The sequence below is a fragment of the Streptomyces sp. NPDC001832 genome (assembly GCF_040297265.1).
Lineage (GTDB): Bacteria > Actinomycetota > Actinomycetes > Streptomycetales > Streptomycetaceae > Streptomyces.
Genome location: NZ_JBEOYU010000001.1, coordinates 62,542 through 76,683, shown reverse-complemented (window position 1 = coordinate 76,683; position 14,142 = coordinate 62,542). Strand labels below are relative to the sequence as shown.

General features: G+C 71.9%; 10 protein-coding genes. All 10 read right to left on the bottom strand.

Features of this window, described 5'->3' with window-relative positions:
* Positions 1-10 precede the first annotated feature (10 nt).
* The gene (locus tag ABT115_RS00375) at positions 11-919 is read right to left on the bottom strand and encodes a sirohydrochlorin chelatase (RefSeq protein WP_351782097.1); all 909 of its coding nucleotides are present in this window, start codon (positions 917-919) and stop codon (positions 11-13) included.
* Positions 916-1,524, bottom strand: coding sequence for a precorrin-8X methylmutase (locus tag ABT115_RS00370; protein ID WP_351782094.1), 609 nt, complete (start codon positions 1,522-1,524; stop codon positions 916-918). Before ABT115_RS00370 ends, ABT115_RS00375 begins: the two co-directional genes overlap by 4 nt.
* Positions 1,521-3,263 carry a precorrin-3B C(17)-methyltransferase gene (cobJ, locus tag ABT115_RS00365; RefSeq protein ID WP_351782091.1) on the bottom strand — a complete coding sequence of 581 codons (1,743 nt, stop codon included), beginning with the start codon at positions 3,261-3,263 and terminating at the stop codon, positions 1,521-1,523. The genes ABT115_RS00370 and cobJ overlap by 4 nt, the downstream gene beginning before the upstream one ends.
* Complete coding sequence (gene cbiE, locus ABT115_RS00360; protein ID WP_351782088.1) at positions 3,260-4,516, bottom strand: precorrin-6y C5,15-methyltransferase (decarboxylating) subunit CbiE; 1,257 nt, start codon at positions 4,514-4,516, stop codon at positions 3,260-3,262. Before cbiE ends, cobJ begins: the two co-directional genes overlap by 4 nt.
* Entirely contained in the window at positions 4,513-5,361 is an 849-nt protein-coding gene (gene cobM / locus ABT115_RS00355) for a precorrin-4 C(11)-methyltransferase (RefSeq protein ID WP_351782085.1), read from the bottom strand. The genes cbiE and cobM overlap by 4 nt, the downstream gene beginning before the upstream one ends.
* Before the next feature lie 176 nt (positions 5,362-5,537).
* A complete protein-coding gene (gene cobI, locus ABT115_RS00350; RefSeq protein ID WP_351782082.1) occupies positions 5,538-6,284 on the bottom strand; it encodes a precorrin-2 C(20)-methyltransferase in 747 nt (248 codons plus the stop codon).
* On the bottom strand, positions 6,281-7,738 hold the full coding sequence (locus tag ABT115_RS00345; RefSeq protein WP_351782079.1) for a cobyrinic acid a,c-diamide synthase CobB: 1,458 nt from the start codon (positions 7,736-7,738) through the stop codon (positions 6,281-6,283). The genes cobI and ABT115_RS00345 overlap by 4 nt, the downstream gene beginning before the upstream one ends.
* Positions 7,701-8,300, bottom strand: a complete 600-nt coding sequence (cobO, locus tag ABT115_RS00340) for a cob(I)yrinic acid a,c-diamide adenosyltransferase (RefSeq protein WP_351782076.1) — start codon at positions 8,298-8,300, stop codon at positions 7,701-7,703. The genes ABT115_RS00345 and cobO overlap by 38 nt, the downstream gene beginning before the upstream one ends.
* Positions 8,300-10,303 carry a putative cobaltochelatase gene (locus tag ABT115_RS00335; protein ID WP_351782073.1) on the bottom strand — a complete coding sequence of 668 codons (2,004 nt, stop codon included), beginning with the start codon at positions 10,301-10,303 and terminating at the stop codon, positions 8,300-8,302. The genes cobO and ABT115_RS00335 overlap by 1 nt, the downstream gene beginning before the upstream one ends.
* A 167-nt stretch (positions 10,304-10,470) precedes the next feature.
* Entirely contained in the window at positions 10,471-14,136 is a 3,666-nt protein-coding gene (cobN, locus tag ABT115_RS00330; protein WP_351782070.1) for a cobaltochelatase subunit CobN, read from the bottom strand.
* Positions 14,137-14,142: the final 6 nt, after the last annotated feature.

Here is a 14,142-nt window from a genome sequence, read left to right as displayed (position 1 = left end):
GCCGGGTCTTTCAGTGGAAGTGTGCATGGCCGCCGTGGGGGTGGTGGTGATGGCCGTCGTCGTCGGGGTGGAAGTGCGGCTGCTGCGGCAGCCCCACCTTGTCCTCGAAGCCCGGCAGCGAGATCCGGTACACGCAAGCGTCGCAGTTCATCCGCAGATCGCCCTTGACGGCCTCCCGGTAGCGCTCCATGACCAGGTCGTACAGTTCCTCGGCCGCACCGATGACCTCGGCCGAGCGGACATCGAGCTCCGGGTGGGCCGCGGCCCACTCCTCGGTCTGATGACGTACCCGGTCCGGCAGGACGCCGGTGAAGAGGAAGTACGGCAGAACGACTATGCGCCCGGCACCCAGCTTCACGCAACGGTCGAGACCGGACGGTACGTCCGGCGCCGCGAGCGAGACGAACGCCGTCTCCACCCCCGCGTACCCGCGGCCCTCCCAGAACAGCCGCGCCGCCTTGTACACCTCGGCGTTGGCGTCCGGGTCGGTCGAACCGCGCCCGACCAGCAGCACCGTCACCTCGGACCGGTCGCTGTCGCCCAGCACCGCGTCGACCCGGCGCTCCAGCACCTTCAGCAGCGCCGGGTGCGGGCCGAGCGGACGGCCATAGGTGTACGAGATGCCGGGGTGGCGCTCCTTCTCACGGGCGAGCGCAGCCGGAATGTCCCCCTTGGCGTGCCCGGCCGACACCAGCATCAGCGGCACAGCGGCGAAGCGCTCGGCACCGCGCTGGACCAGCTCGGTCACGGCGTCGCCGAGCGGCGGCGGGGACAGCTCGATGAAGCCGCCCGCGACGGGCAGTTCGGGGTGGCGCCCGCCCAGCTCGGTCACGAAGTCACGGAACGCCGCGGCCCCGCCCTCGTCCCTGGTGCCGTGGCCGGCGATGAGCAGTGCGGGCTGGCTGGACGCGGTGGTCACAGGTTCTCCTCGGTGTTCATGGGAGGTACGGGGTGGTACAGCAGGGCATTGAGAGCAGCGGCGGCGACGGCCGAACCGCCCTTCTCGGACACATTGCTCACGGCGGGCAGCCCGCTCTCGCGCAGCGCTGCCTTCGACTCGGTCGCGCCGACGAAACCGACTGGCAGCCCGATGACGAGCGCGGGCGCGGCATCAAGGACGAGCAGTTCCTCCAGCGCGGTCGGCGCATTGCCGATCACCCAGATCGCACCGGGCCCGACCTGTTCGTACGCGAGCCGGATCGCATGTGCCGAACGGGTCAGCCCGGGACCGGACCTGGCCTCCTTCAGACGGCACACGGTCTCGCGACGGGTGATGCCCGCCGCGACCATCTCCACATCGGTGACGACCGGCGCACCGGCGTGCAGCGCCGCATGTGCGACGACGAGCGACGCCTCGTCGCAGACCAGGTCCCTCGCATACGCCAGATCTGCCGCGGAGTGAATGACCCGCTCCACGACGGCCCGGGTCAGCGGTGCGAAGTGCGAGGTGTCCAGGCGGGTACGCAGCCGCCGGAACGACTCCTGCTCGATGGGATGAACGGTTCTCTCCCAGGGCCGGTTCACTCGGCTTCCTCCCGCGCCGAGGCCGTGTCGGCCGACTGCCAGCGGTAGCCGCGCGGTGTCACCATGAGGCCCGCGATCTCCCGGGTGGCCGTGTTGCCGACCGTCACGACCGTCATCATGTCGACCGTCGCCGGGTCCAGACCGGCGAGCGAGGTCACCCGGCTGCTTTCGTCCGGGCGTGAGGCATTGCGTACGACTCCGACCGGTGTCGCCGGTTCCCGGTGTTCCGACAGGATCGAGAGGGCCTTCGGGAGCTGCCAGTCGCGGCCCCGGCTGCGCGGGTTGTAGAACGTCACGACGATGTCGGCCTCGGCCGCGGCCCGTACCCGGCGCTCGATTACCTCCCACGGCGTGTGCAGATCGGAGAGGCTGATCGACACATGGTCGTGGCCCAGCGGGGCGCCCAGGATCGCGGCAGCCGCCAGCGCGGCCGTCACACCCGGCACGCCCACCACATCGATATCGGCGCCGGCCTCGGCGAGCGCGGGCGACGCCATCGCGTACACGCCCGCGTCACCGCTGCCGATCAGCGCCACCGCATGTCCCTTGCGTGCCTCGGCGACCGCCGTACGGGCCCGCGCCTCCTCGGCGCCCAGCCCCGACTCCAGGATCGTGGTGCCGGGCCGCAGCAGGTCCCTGATCTGGTCGACGTACTGATCGAGCCCGACCAGCACCGAGGCCCGCCGCAGCTCCTCGCGGGCGCGCGGAGTCAGTAGATCGCGCGCACCCGGGCCGAGACCGACGACGGCCAGTCGCCCGCGCGGGCTGCGGCGCACCACCGCACACGTGGCCATCGCGGCCCGCCGTTCAGGGCCAAGAGGTGGCCACCCCCTCGACTTCCGCTTCGGCACGAGGAGTTCGCCCCCCGCGGCGAGCGCGGCGGCCTCGGCGACAGAGGGCGTACCGACGGCGGCGAGTGGCGCGCCCGACGGATTGGGCACCTTGATACGGGCCAACTCGTCGGCGGCGTACGTCCGCAGCGGTACGCCGAGCTGCGAGGCCGCGGCGACTATCCCCGGCTCGTCCGCCTTGGCGTCGACCGTCACCAACTCCGCGATGCTCAGCGGCGACAGCCCGGCCTCGCGCAGGGTGTCCCGGATCAGCCCGACGACCTCCCCGGCCGGCGCACCCCTGGACGCACCGACCCCGACAGCGAGCGACGCGGGCCGCAACACGACGGCCTGTGCCCCGAGTTCGACGACCCGGTCGCTGACATGGAGCACCGCCACGCCCTCGGCGCCCAGGGACACATTCGGCGGCAACGCCGGCAACGGCCATACCGCATCCGCCCGCAGCTCCACCCGCGCCCCGTCGAGCATCGCGCGCGACACCCCAGCCACGTCGCCCTCCACGGCCAGGCCCAGCATGTCGAGCCCCGGCACCCCCGCCGCGTCCGTCGCCGTCGTCACCACCGGCGCCGCGCCCAGCACCTCACCGACCGCCCCGGCCAAGGCGTTCGCCCCGCCACCGTGCCCGCCGAGCAACGCCACCGCATGGCGGCCCGCCTCGTCGACGCAGACGACACCCGGGTCCGAGGACTTGTCCGACAACAGCGGCGCGAGCAGCCGCACCACGGCCCCCGTCGCCAGGAAACACACCAGCTGCTCGCACTCGGCGAACGCCCGCTGCACGGCCTCGCGCACCGGTCCCTCGTAGACCACGGTGCGGCCGGGCCAGGCCGCGGCCAGCCGGTCGCGGGCGACTGTGCCCGCCGCCGTGGCGGAGATCAGGCCGATCACTGGGTTGCTCCTTCACTTGCACGGACCGCGGGGCGGGTGCCCCACAGCAGAAAGACCGGGTTGGTCGAAGCGAGCCGCGTCACCTCACCGGGGAGCGGCGCCAGCCGGGAGGACTGCAGCAGTACCCCCTCGGGCACGAGCCCGGCACCGGTCAGCGCCGCACGGACCTCCGGCACCCGGTCCAGCGCGGCCAGCGCCACCACCACCGAGCGCCGCGCCCGCCGGGCGCACGCCGTCACGATGGCGGGCAGCTCACGCCCGCCGCCACCGATGAACACCGCGTCCGGGTCGCTCAGGTCGTCGAGCACGGCAGGCGCGGAGCCGTGCACCGCACGGACGTACACCGCGTGTGCGGCCGCGTTCGCCCTGATCCGCTCGACCCCGTCCGAGGTCTTCTCCACGGCGACGGCAGCCGCGCCGAGCCGTGCGCACTCCACCGCGACCGAACCCGAACCCGCACCGATGTCCCACACCAGGTCACCGGTGCGTGGCCCCAGCCGGGCCAGCGCAAGCGCCCGCACCTCGAACTTGGTGATCATCGAATCGCGGTGCTCGAACTCCGTCTCGTCCAGCGCCCACCGGCCCGGCCCGGCGGGTGTTCCCGCGAGCGTCCGGACCGGGGAGAGCACCTGGGACTCGTCCAGACACAGCACCACACTCACCGGATCCGGCCAGTCGCGCGCCGTCGCCTCGCCGGGAGAAAGCCGCTCGACACGCTCCCGCTCCGGATCGCCGAGCGCCGTCGCCACGACCAGGGTGCGCCCCCCGGCTTCGTGCACCAGCCCGGCCGCCAGCTCCGCGGGCCCGGCGCCGGGCCCGGTCAGCACGGCCACCTTCGGGTGCGCCAGACATGCGTTCACCGCGGTCTGCGGGTCGCGGCCGTGCGCACTGACCACGACCGCGTCGTCCCACGCCAGCCCGAGCCGGGCGAACGCGACCGCGACGGACGGCGCACCCGGCCGCACATCGAGCACCTCCGGCCCGAAACGCTCCGCCAGCGCTCTTACGATCCCGAAGAATCCGGGGTCGCCGGAGGCCAGCACGACCACCCGCGCCCCGACCCTGTGCGCATGCTCCGCGATTCGGTCGAGCGCGGGCGCCAGCGGACCGAGCACGATGCGTTCGGCCTGCTCCGGCAGCCCCGCGGCTTCCAGATGACGCCTGGCGCCGACCACCAACGTGGCCACGGCCAGCGCCTCCTGGGCATCGGGACCGAGCGGTGCGCCCGTCCCCGTACCGAAGACTCGGATCACGAGCCGGACCGCTGGGCGCGCAGCTCGGTGCGCGCCGCCTTGTCGGCCTTGCGGAAACCGTGGAAGTGCCCGGGGTGGTAGAGGTGCGAACGCGTTCCCGAAGCCGAAAGCGCCGGGCCGACCAGGAAGAGGGTGTGCTTCCAGAGCTTGTGCTCCTTGACCGTTTCCTCCAGGGTCTCGATCGTGCAGTGCAGGATCAGCTCCTGAGGCCAGGTCGCCTGGTACGCGATCACGACCGGCGTCGACGTCGGATAGCCGCCCTCCAGCAGCTCCTGGGTGAGCTGCCCGGACCGCGCCGCAGACAGGAACAGCGCCATCGTCGTGCCGTGACGCGCGAATTCCCGTACCTCCTCGCCCGGCGGCATCGGCGTCTTGCCGCCACCCAGACGCGTCAGGATCACGGACTGCGCGACCTCCGGAATCGTCAGCTCCCGCTGCGCGATGGCGGCGACTGCCGAGAACGACGACACCCCCGGCACGATCTCGACCGCGACCCCCAGCCCGGCACACCGGTCGGCCTGCTCCTGCGTGCCACCCCACAGGGCCGGGTCACCGGAGTGGATACGGGCCACCTTCAACCCCTCGGCCGCCGCACGTTCGTACACGGCGACGACCTGCTCCAGCGACATCTGCGCCGAGTCGAGGATCTCCGCGCCCTCCCGGGCATGCTCCAGGACCTCCGCCTGCACCAGGCTCGCCGCCCAGATGACGATGTCGGCATCCGCGATGGCCCGCGCCGCTCGGAAGGTCAGCAGATCGGCGGCGCCGGGGCCGGCACCGACGAACGTCACTTTGCCGTGGGTGGGCGCGGCGACCGCACCGGCTGCGTCGACTGCTTCGGACATGGGACTGGGTCCTTTCGAAAAGCGGGAAAACGGGTCAGAAGGGTGGGACGGGCGGCAGGGTGCGGTGAGATGCGCACACAGCGGTCATCGGCCGACCGGAGCGCATGGCGGTGTTCGTCGCGCTCGGCGCTGGTGGAGGGCATCGCGGACCAGCCACCGCCCCGCACCCGGGCGCCTCACAATTTCCCGCCCCGCCCGCCGTCGCGCGGCGCGGGCGCGATCAGCGTCGACAGATACGGCAACGGCCCCCCGGTCAGCTCCGCCGCCGACCGGATCGACTCCTCGGGCAGCCCGAGCGCCGAACCCCACACCGCGTCCTCGGTGCGCCCCGTCTCACGCAGCGCCGTGGCCACCTCCGCGGCCAGCCGCCCGAACTTGTACGCGACCACCGTCCCGGGACCCTCCAGGGCCTCCCTGAGCACCGCGGCCCCGGCGGTCACCGGCACCAGCGTCAGCGGCTCCGTGCCCTCCGTCAGCACCGCGCCGCTGCGCGCGGCCAGATCCTGCATCGCCGTGATCCCCGGCACGGTCTCCACGGCCGTACCCGGCAGCAGCTCACCCATCGTGTGCGCGAGATACGTGAACGTCGAGTACACATGGGGATCGCCGATCGTCGCGAACGCCACCGAACCATGCGTACGCAGCAGTTCCGCGACCCGTTCACCCGCCGCGTCCCACGCCGCCTCCCGGCGCGCCCGGTCCGTCCGCTCGTTCAGCGCGAACACCACACGTACGACCTTGTCGGCCGCCACGTAATGCAGCACGGTCGCCTCGGCCCGCCCCCGCTCACCGGTGTCCATCACCGGCACGACGACGACCGCGGCGTCACGCAGCGCGTTCACACCCTTGATGGTCACCAGTTCCGGGTCACCGGGCCCGACACCGACGCCGACCAGCCTGCTCGTGCCGTGACCGTGGTTCATCCCTTGCACCTCTCGACGAATCGGCGGGCCATCCCGGGCGCCGAAGCCCAATGCGTATGCAGATAACTCGCGTGCACGCCCTGCTGTACGAACCCCTCCACGCGCCGCACCGGCTGATGCAGACCCCACGCCGGTTCGGCCCCGGCGCCCGGCTCCAGTACGGTCCGGTGGAACTCGTGACCGCGCACCCGCGTCCCGGGCGCCGCCAGCACACTGCCGGAGACCGCCACGGCCTCCCGGTAGCCGAGCGTCAGCCGCTCGGACATCCGCCCCTCGGCATCGAGGACCCCGCACATCGGCAGCCCGTCGAGCGAACGCGCCAGATACAGCAGCCCCGCACACTCGGCAGCCACCGGAGCTCCGGAGTCCACCAGCTCGGCAACGGCCTTGCGCAGCGCCGCGTTGGCGGACAGCTCCGACGCGTACACCTCTGGAAACCCCCCACCGATGACCAGTCCCCGCGTGCCCTCGGGCAACGACTCGTTCCGCAACGGGTCGAACGGCACGACTTCGGCCCCGGCAGCGGTGAGCAGTTCGGTGTGCTCGGCATAGGAAAAGGTGAACGCGGCCCCGGAGGCGACGGCGACCCGTGCGGGCCGGGCAACGGGCCCACCGCACGTGCCCACCGCCCCGGCCGCATCCCACACCTCACCCGGCACCGCAGGCACCGACCGCGCCAACGCCATGACCGCGTCCAGGTCGCACCCCGCCCGCACCCGATCCGCCATCGCCGCGACAGCGGCCACCGCGTCGCCCCGCCGCTCGGCCACCGGCACCAGACCCAGATGCCGCGACGGCACAGCTACCTGCTCGGCCCGCCGCAACACCCCCAGCACCGGCACCCCCGACTCGTCCAACGCCTCCCGCAACAGCACCTCGTGCCGCTGGGAGCCGACCTTGTTCAGAATCACGCCACCGATCCGCACCTGCGGATCCCATGAGGCGAAGCCGTGCACCAGCGCGGCCACGGACCGCGACTGCGACGACGCGTCGACGACCAGCACCACCGGCGCCCGCAGCAGCATCGCGATCTGGGCGGTCGACGCCAGCTCACCGTGCCCGACCCGTCGCCCGCCGCCACCTTGCCCGAGCACTTCGCGCCCTGCTTGGATTCCAGCCCCGTCGTACAGCCCCATCACCCCCTCGACGACCGCCAGATCGCAGCCGCGCGCCCCGTGCGCGAACAGCGGGGCGACCAGCTCGGGGCCGCACATGTACGCGTCGAGATTGCGCCCCGGCCGTCCCGTGGCCAGCGTGTGGTACCCGGGATCGATGTAGTCGGGCCCGACCTTGTGCCCGGACACGGCAAGTCCCCGCCCCGCGAAGGCCGCCATCAGGCCCGTGGCAACGGTGGTCTTGCCGCTGCCCGACGAGGGCGCGGCGATCACCAGACGCGGAACGTTCACCGCGGACCCCTCACCATTCGATGCCCCGCTGACCCTTCTGACCGGCATCCATCGGGTGCTTCACCTTCGACATGTCGGTCACCAGGTCGGCGGCCTCCACCAGTTCCTGCGGCGCGTTGCGCCCGGTGATGACCACATGCTGGGTACCGGGACGGCTCCGCAGCACCTCGATCACCTCGTCGGTGTCGACCCAGTCCCAGTGCATCGGGTAGGCGAACTCGTCGAGGACGTAGAGCCGGTACGTCTCGGCAGCCAGGTCGCGCTTGACCTGCTCCCAGCCCTCGCGTGCCGCCTCCTCGTTGTTCAGCTGCTTGTCGCGCTGCACCCACGACCAGCCCTCGCCCATCTTGTGCCAGGCCACGGACCCGCCTTCGCTGCTCGCCCCGAGGACCTTCAGCGCGTTTTCCTCGCCGACCTTCCACTTCGCCGACTTGACGAACTGGAAGACCCCGATCGACCACCCCTGATTCCAGGCCCGCAGCGCGAGCCCGAAGGCCGCCGTCGACTTCCCCTTCCCGATGCCGGTGTGCACCACCAGCAGCGGACGGTTGCGGCGCTGACGGGTGGTGAGCCCGTCGTCCGGCACGGTGGTCGGCTGTCCCTGCGGCATTACGCGGCTCTCCTGCTGGTTCCCCGAACGTTCTTGACGAGCCCGGCGATCGAGTCGGCCCGCAGTTCGTCGAGCGTGACGGCGGTGCCGCCGAGATCCCGTGCGAGGCCGGTCGCGAGCCCGAGCCGCACGGGCCCCGACTCGCAGTCCACGACGACGGACGCGACGCCCTCCGCCTCGTGCAGCCGCGCCGCCCGCGCCGCCAGCGCCACCGGCTCGGGCCCCCCGGTCGCCCGTCCGTCGGTCACCAGGACCAGCAACGGCCGCCGCGACGGATCACGCAGCCGCTCCACCCGCAACACCTCGTGCGCCTTCAACAGCCCGGCCGCGACGGGGGTACGCCCACCGGTCGGCAGCATCTCCAGCCGCGCCGCCGCAGCGTCCACCGACGATGTCGGCGGCAGTACCACCTCGGCACCCTTGCCCCGGAAGGTGACCAGCCCGACCTTGTCCCGCCGCTGATACGCGTCCAGCAGCAGCGAAAGAACGGCGCCCTTCACGGCACTCATCCGCTGCCGGGCGGCCATCGACCCGGAGGCGTCCACCACGAAGAGAACGAGGTTTCTTTCGCGTCCCTCCCGGGTCGCCTGCCGCAGATCGTCCCGCCGGACCACCAGTCCCCGCCCCGTCCGCCCCCGCGCCCGCTGATGCGGCGCGGCGGCCTGCACGGTCGCGGCCAGATGCAGCTTGGTCAGGGCGCCCTGCGGACGCCGCGCACCGGTGGTACGCCCGTGCTCCGTACGCGCCCGGGAACGCCTCCCGGCCGCGCCCTCGCCCAGACCGGGCACGCTCAACATCTTCGTACGGAACGGCTCGGCAGCGCGTACGGGCTGCTGCTCACCGGCCCCGGAAGACTGCTGCCCCTGCTCGGGCACGGACTGCGCGGGCGTGCCGCCGGCCTCGCCCTCGGGCTGCGGCGGCGCGTCGGGGCCGTCGCCCTGCGGGGGTCGGCCGCCGCCACCGGGGCCGTCCGGGTCCGGGTCGTCGTCCTCGCCGCTGTGCTGCTCCAGCGTGTCGTCGAGCTTGGACTCGTCCAGGCCCGGCGCGTCGAAGGGATTGCGGCGGCGCCGGTGGGGGAGCGCGAGCAGGGCGGCCTGTCGCACGTCCTCGGCGAGCACCTCCGTCCGTCCGGCCCACGCGGCCAGCGCGGTGGCCGTCCGCGCCATCACGATGTCCGCGCGCATCCCATCGACCTCGAAAGTCGCGCAGGTGGCCGCGATCTGCCGCAACGCCCCGTCCCCGAGCCGCACTGCGGGAAGCAGCGCACGCGCGGCGACGATCCGGGCCCGCAACGCGCCTTCCTCGTCGGCCCACTCGGCGGCGAAGCCCGCAGGATTGGCGTCGTACGCGAGGCGCCGCCGCACGACCTCGACCCGCTGATCGGTCTCGCGGGAGGCGGCGACCTCGACGGTCAGCCCGAACCGGTCGAGGAGCTGAGGCCTGAGCTCCCCTTCCTCGGGATTCATGGTCCCGACGAGCAGGAAGCGCGCTGCATGCCGTACGGAGACACCTTCGCGTTCCACGTACGAGGCACCCATGGCGGAGGCGTCGAGCAGGACGTCGACCAGATGGTCATGCAACAAATTGACTTCGTCGACGTACAGAATGCCTCGGTTCGCGGCAGCCAGCAGACCCGGCTCGAAGGCCTTCACACCCTCGGCGAGTGCCCGCTCGATGTCGAGCGCCCCGACGATCCGGTCCTCGGATGCGCCGACGGGCAATTCGACGATGCGTGCCGGGCGCGACGCTCGCGGACTGGCCTCGTGTGGCCCGTCGGGGCATGCCGAGTCGGGCGAATCGGGAGCGCACGAGAACCGGCAGCCGGCAACGACATCGACCTCTGGCAAGAGAGTTGCAAGCGCACGGACGGCGGTGGACTTCGCTGTGCCCTTCTCGCCGCGTACGAGCACTCCGCCCACGGCAGGACTGATCGCATTGAGAATCAGAGCAAGCCGGAGACTCTCCTGCCCGACAACTGCGGTGAACGGGTAGGGCCTACTCATACGGGATCACTCCTTCGAGTGGCTGAGATCGGTTTCGGGTAGGCGAGGTCTCTCTCGCCACAGGATGAAGGCATGCTCCCCGCTCATGCGGGGATGTTCCGCTGCTGCACGAACACTTGGTGGACCTGCTGCTCTGGTCCCCGCCCACGCGGGGATTGCAAGGGGGCTCACGCGCCCCCCTCCAGATCTCCCTCGAGTTCGAGGTAGGTCGCCCGGAGCCGGTCCAGGGTCTCCTGGTCCGGCTCCGCCCACAGCCCCCGCTCGGCCGCCTCCAGCAGCCGCTCCGAAATCCCGCGCAGCGCCCAAGGGTTGGACTGTTCCATGAACTTCCGGTTCTCCGGCGAGAACACGTACTCCGACGCAAGTTGCTCGTACATCCAGTCGTCCACGACCCCCGCCGTCGCGTCGTACCCGAACAGGTAGTCGACGGTCGCGGCCATCTCGAAGGCACCCTTGTACCCGTGCCGCCGCATCGCGCTCATCCACCGCGGATTCACCACTCGCGCCCGGAAGACCCGGTGCGTCTCCTCGCCGAGCGTGCGCGTCTTCACCTGATCCGGCGTCGCCGAATCCCCCACGTACGCCTCGGGCGACTCGCCGGTCAGATGCCGGACCATCGCCACCATCCCGCCGTGGTACTGGAAGTAGTCGTCGGCGTCGTGGATGTCGTGTTCCCTGGTATCCACGTTCTTCGCCGCCACCGCGATCCGCCGGAACGCCGTCTCCATGTCCCCGCGCGCCGCCCGCCCGTCGAGCCCGCGCCCGTACGCGTAACCGCCCCAGACCGCGTACACCTCGGCCAGATCCGCGTCCGACCGCCAGTTCCGCGCGTCGATCAGCGGCAGCAGCCCCGCCCCGTACGCTCCCGGCTTCGACCCGAAGACGCGTGCCGTCGCCCGACGCCGGTCGCCGTGCTCCGCCGTGTCCTCGTCGGCGTGCGCCCGTACGTAGTTGGCGTCGGCGGGCTCGTCCAGCTCCGCCACCGCCCGTACCGCGTCGTCGATCAGTCCCACCACATGCGGGAACGCGTCGCGGAAGAACCCGGAGATCCGCACCGTCACATCAATGCGCGGGCGCCCCAGCTCACTCACCGGCACGACCTCGAACCCGGTCACCCGCCGCGATGCGTCGTCCCACACCGGCCGGCAGCCGAGCAGCGCCAGGATCTCCGCGATGTCGTCGCCCTGGGTGCGCATGGCGGAGGTACCCCACACGGTCAGGCCGACCGACTTCGGGTAGTCGCCCGTGTCGGCGAGATACCGGGCGATCAGGGAGTCGGCGAGCGACTGCCCGACCTCCCACGACAGCCGGGACGGAATCGCCTTCGGGTCCACCGAGTAGAAGTTGCGGCCGGTCGGCAGCACATTGACGAGCCCACGGGTGGGCGAGCCCGACGGGCCGGCCGGTACGAAACCGCCGTCCAGCGCCCGCAGAATGTGATCGATCTCGTCCTTCGTCCGGGCAAGGCGCGGCACGACCTCCTCGCACGCGAACCCCAACACGGCCACCGCGTCCGGAAGTTCGAAGCCCAGCACCTCCTGGACCAGCCCCGCCGCAGCCGCGATGTCCCAGCCGCGCTCCTCCATACCCTCCGCGAGTCGACGGCACAGCCGCTCCAGCAGGTCGATCGCGTCCGCGCCGGTGCGCGCCGGGCCGTCGACCAGTTCGGTCAGCCCGACCGGAACCTTCACCGCAGCGCCGGGCTCGGCCAGCAGCTCCTTCTCGCTGAGCCCGAAGTGCTCGGCGACCGACGCCCGCAGCCCCGGCAGCGCGTTCGCTGTTCCGCCCCACACCTGCGAGGCGCGCAGCACGGCCAGCACCAGGTTGACCCGCGCCTCATCGACGGGACCGCCGCCCAGGATGTGCAGGCCGTCCCGGATCTGGACGTCCTTGATCTCGCAGAGGTAGCCGTCGATGTGCATGACGAACGAGTCGAAGTCGTCGTCGCCGGGCTGCTCGTCGACATGGAGGTCGTGGTGCAGCTCGGCGGCCTTCACCAGCGTCCAGATCTGCGCCCGCACCGACGGAGCCTTCGCCGGGTCGAGATCGCTGACCAGCGCGTACTCGTCGAGCAGCTGTTCCAGCTTGGCCAGGTCGCCATAGGTGTCGGCGCGCGCCATTGGCGGCACCAGATGGTCCACCACCGTGGCGTGCCCACGCCGCTTGGCCTGGGTGCCCTCGCCCGGGTCGTTGACGATGAACGGGTAGATCAGCGGCAGTTCGCCGAGGACGGCATCGGGGCCGCAACCGGCGGACAGGCCGAGGCCCTTGCCCGGCAGCCACTCCATCGTGCCGTGCTTGCCCATGTGGACGACGGCATCCGCGCCGAAGCCCCCCTCCGATGTTGCGGCCTCCAGCCAGCGGTACGTCGCCATGTAGTGGTGGGACGGCGGCATGTCCGGGTCGTGGTAGATCGCGATCGGGTTCTCGCCGAAGCCGCGCGGCGGCTGGATCAGCACCACCACATTCCCGAACCGGAGCGAGGCGAGGACGATTTCGTCTCCGTCCACGTACAGCGAACCCGGCGGCTCGCCCCAGTGCTCCAGCATCGAGTCGCGCAGTCCCGGCTCCAGCTTGTCGAACCAGGCCCGGTAGTCGGCGAGCAATACACGCGCGGGGGCTGCCGCGAGCTGCTCCTCGGTCAGCCACTCCACGTCGTGGCCACCGGCGTTGATGAGACGGTGGATGAGCTCGTCGCCGTTGTCGGGGTGCCCGTCGACTCGGTATCCGGCGTCGCGCAGGGCGTCCAGGACCCGTACCGCGGATGCGGGCGTGTCCAGGCCGACGGCGTTGCCGACGCGCGAGTGCTTGGTCGGGTAGGCGGTGAAGACGAGGGCGAGCTTCTTCTCGGCGTTCGTCTTGTGCTTGAGGGCGGCGTGGCGCACCGCGATCCCGGCGACGCGCGCGGCCCGTTCGGGGTCGGCGCGGTACACCGGTACGTCGTCGGGACCCTGCTCCTTGAAGGAGAACGGCACGGTGATCAGGCGGCCGTCGAACTCGGGAATCGCGACCTGCATCGCGGCATCCATGGGGGAGAGCGCGGCGTCCGACGCGTCCCACGCGGCGCGTGTGGAGGTCAGGCACAGGCCCTGCAGCACAGGGACGTTCAGATCGGCGAGCGCGCCGATGTCCCAGGCCTCGTCGTCGCCGCCGGCGGAGGCGTCCGACGCACGGGTGCCGCCAGCCGCGAGCACGGTGGCGACCAGGGCGTCGGCCCGGCCGAGCAACTCGAGGAGACCGGAGTCCGCGCCGCGCAGCGAACCGCAGTACACGGGCACCGCGTTGGCGCCACGGGCCTCGACGGCGTCGCAGAGGACGTCCACGAACGAGGTGTTCCCGGACAGCTGGTGCGCCCTGTAGAAGAGCACGCCGACGGTCGGGCGGCCCTCGACGAACTCGCGGCTGCCGTACAGACCCCACTCGGGCATCTTCTTCGGCTCGGCGAAGCCGTGGCCGGTCAGCAGGACGGTGTCGCAGAGGAAGCGGGCCAGTTCGACGAGGTTTGCAGGGCCGCCCTCCACGAGGTAGCGCAGCGCCTCGGCGACGACACCGGCGGGCGCGGACGACTCGGCCATCAGCTCCGCGTCCGGCACGGCCTCGCCGCCCAGCAGCACGGTCGGGATGCCGGACGCCTTGAGGACGGCCAGCCCGTCCTCCCAGGCGCGCTTACCGCCGAGGAGACGGACGACGGCGACGCAGGAGCCCTCGATCAGCGCGGGGAGGTCGTCGTGGGCGTCGACGCGGGTGGGGTTGCCGATCCTGTACGGCGCGCCGCAGGCACGGGCGGCGAGGAGGTCCGTGTCGGCGGTCGACAGCAACAGCACGGTGCTCATAGGGGC

What these genes read in the sequence shown, in the direction of transcription:
- cobM (WP_351782085.1), bottom strand. Translation starts at nt 5,361, where the DNA reads ATGTCCGAAGCAGTCGACGCAGCCGGTGCGGTCGCCGCGCCCACCCAC.
- cobI (WP_351782082.1), bottom strand. Translation starts at nt 6,284, where the DNA reads ATGAACCACGGTCACGGCACGAGCAGGCTGGTCGGCGTCGGTGTCGGG.
- ABT115_RS00345 (WP_351782079.1), bottom strand. Translation starts at nt 7,738, where the DNA reads ATGCCGGTCAGAAGGGTCAGCGGGGCATCGAATGGTGAGGGGTCCGCG.
- cobO (WP_351782076.1), bottom strand. Translation starts at nt 8,300, where the DNA reads ATGCCGCAGGGACAGCCGACCACCGTGCCGGACGACGGGCTCACCACC.
- ABT115_RS00335 (WP_351782073.1), bottom strand. Translation starts at nt 10,303, where the DNA reads ATGAGTAGGCCCTACCCGTTCACCGCAGTTGTCGGGCAGGAGAGTCTC.
- cobN (WP_351782070.1), bottom strand. Translation starts at nt 14,136, where the DNA reads ATGAGCACCGTGCTGTTGCTGTCGACCGCCGACACGGACCTCCTCGCC.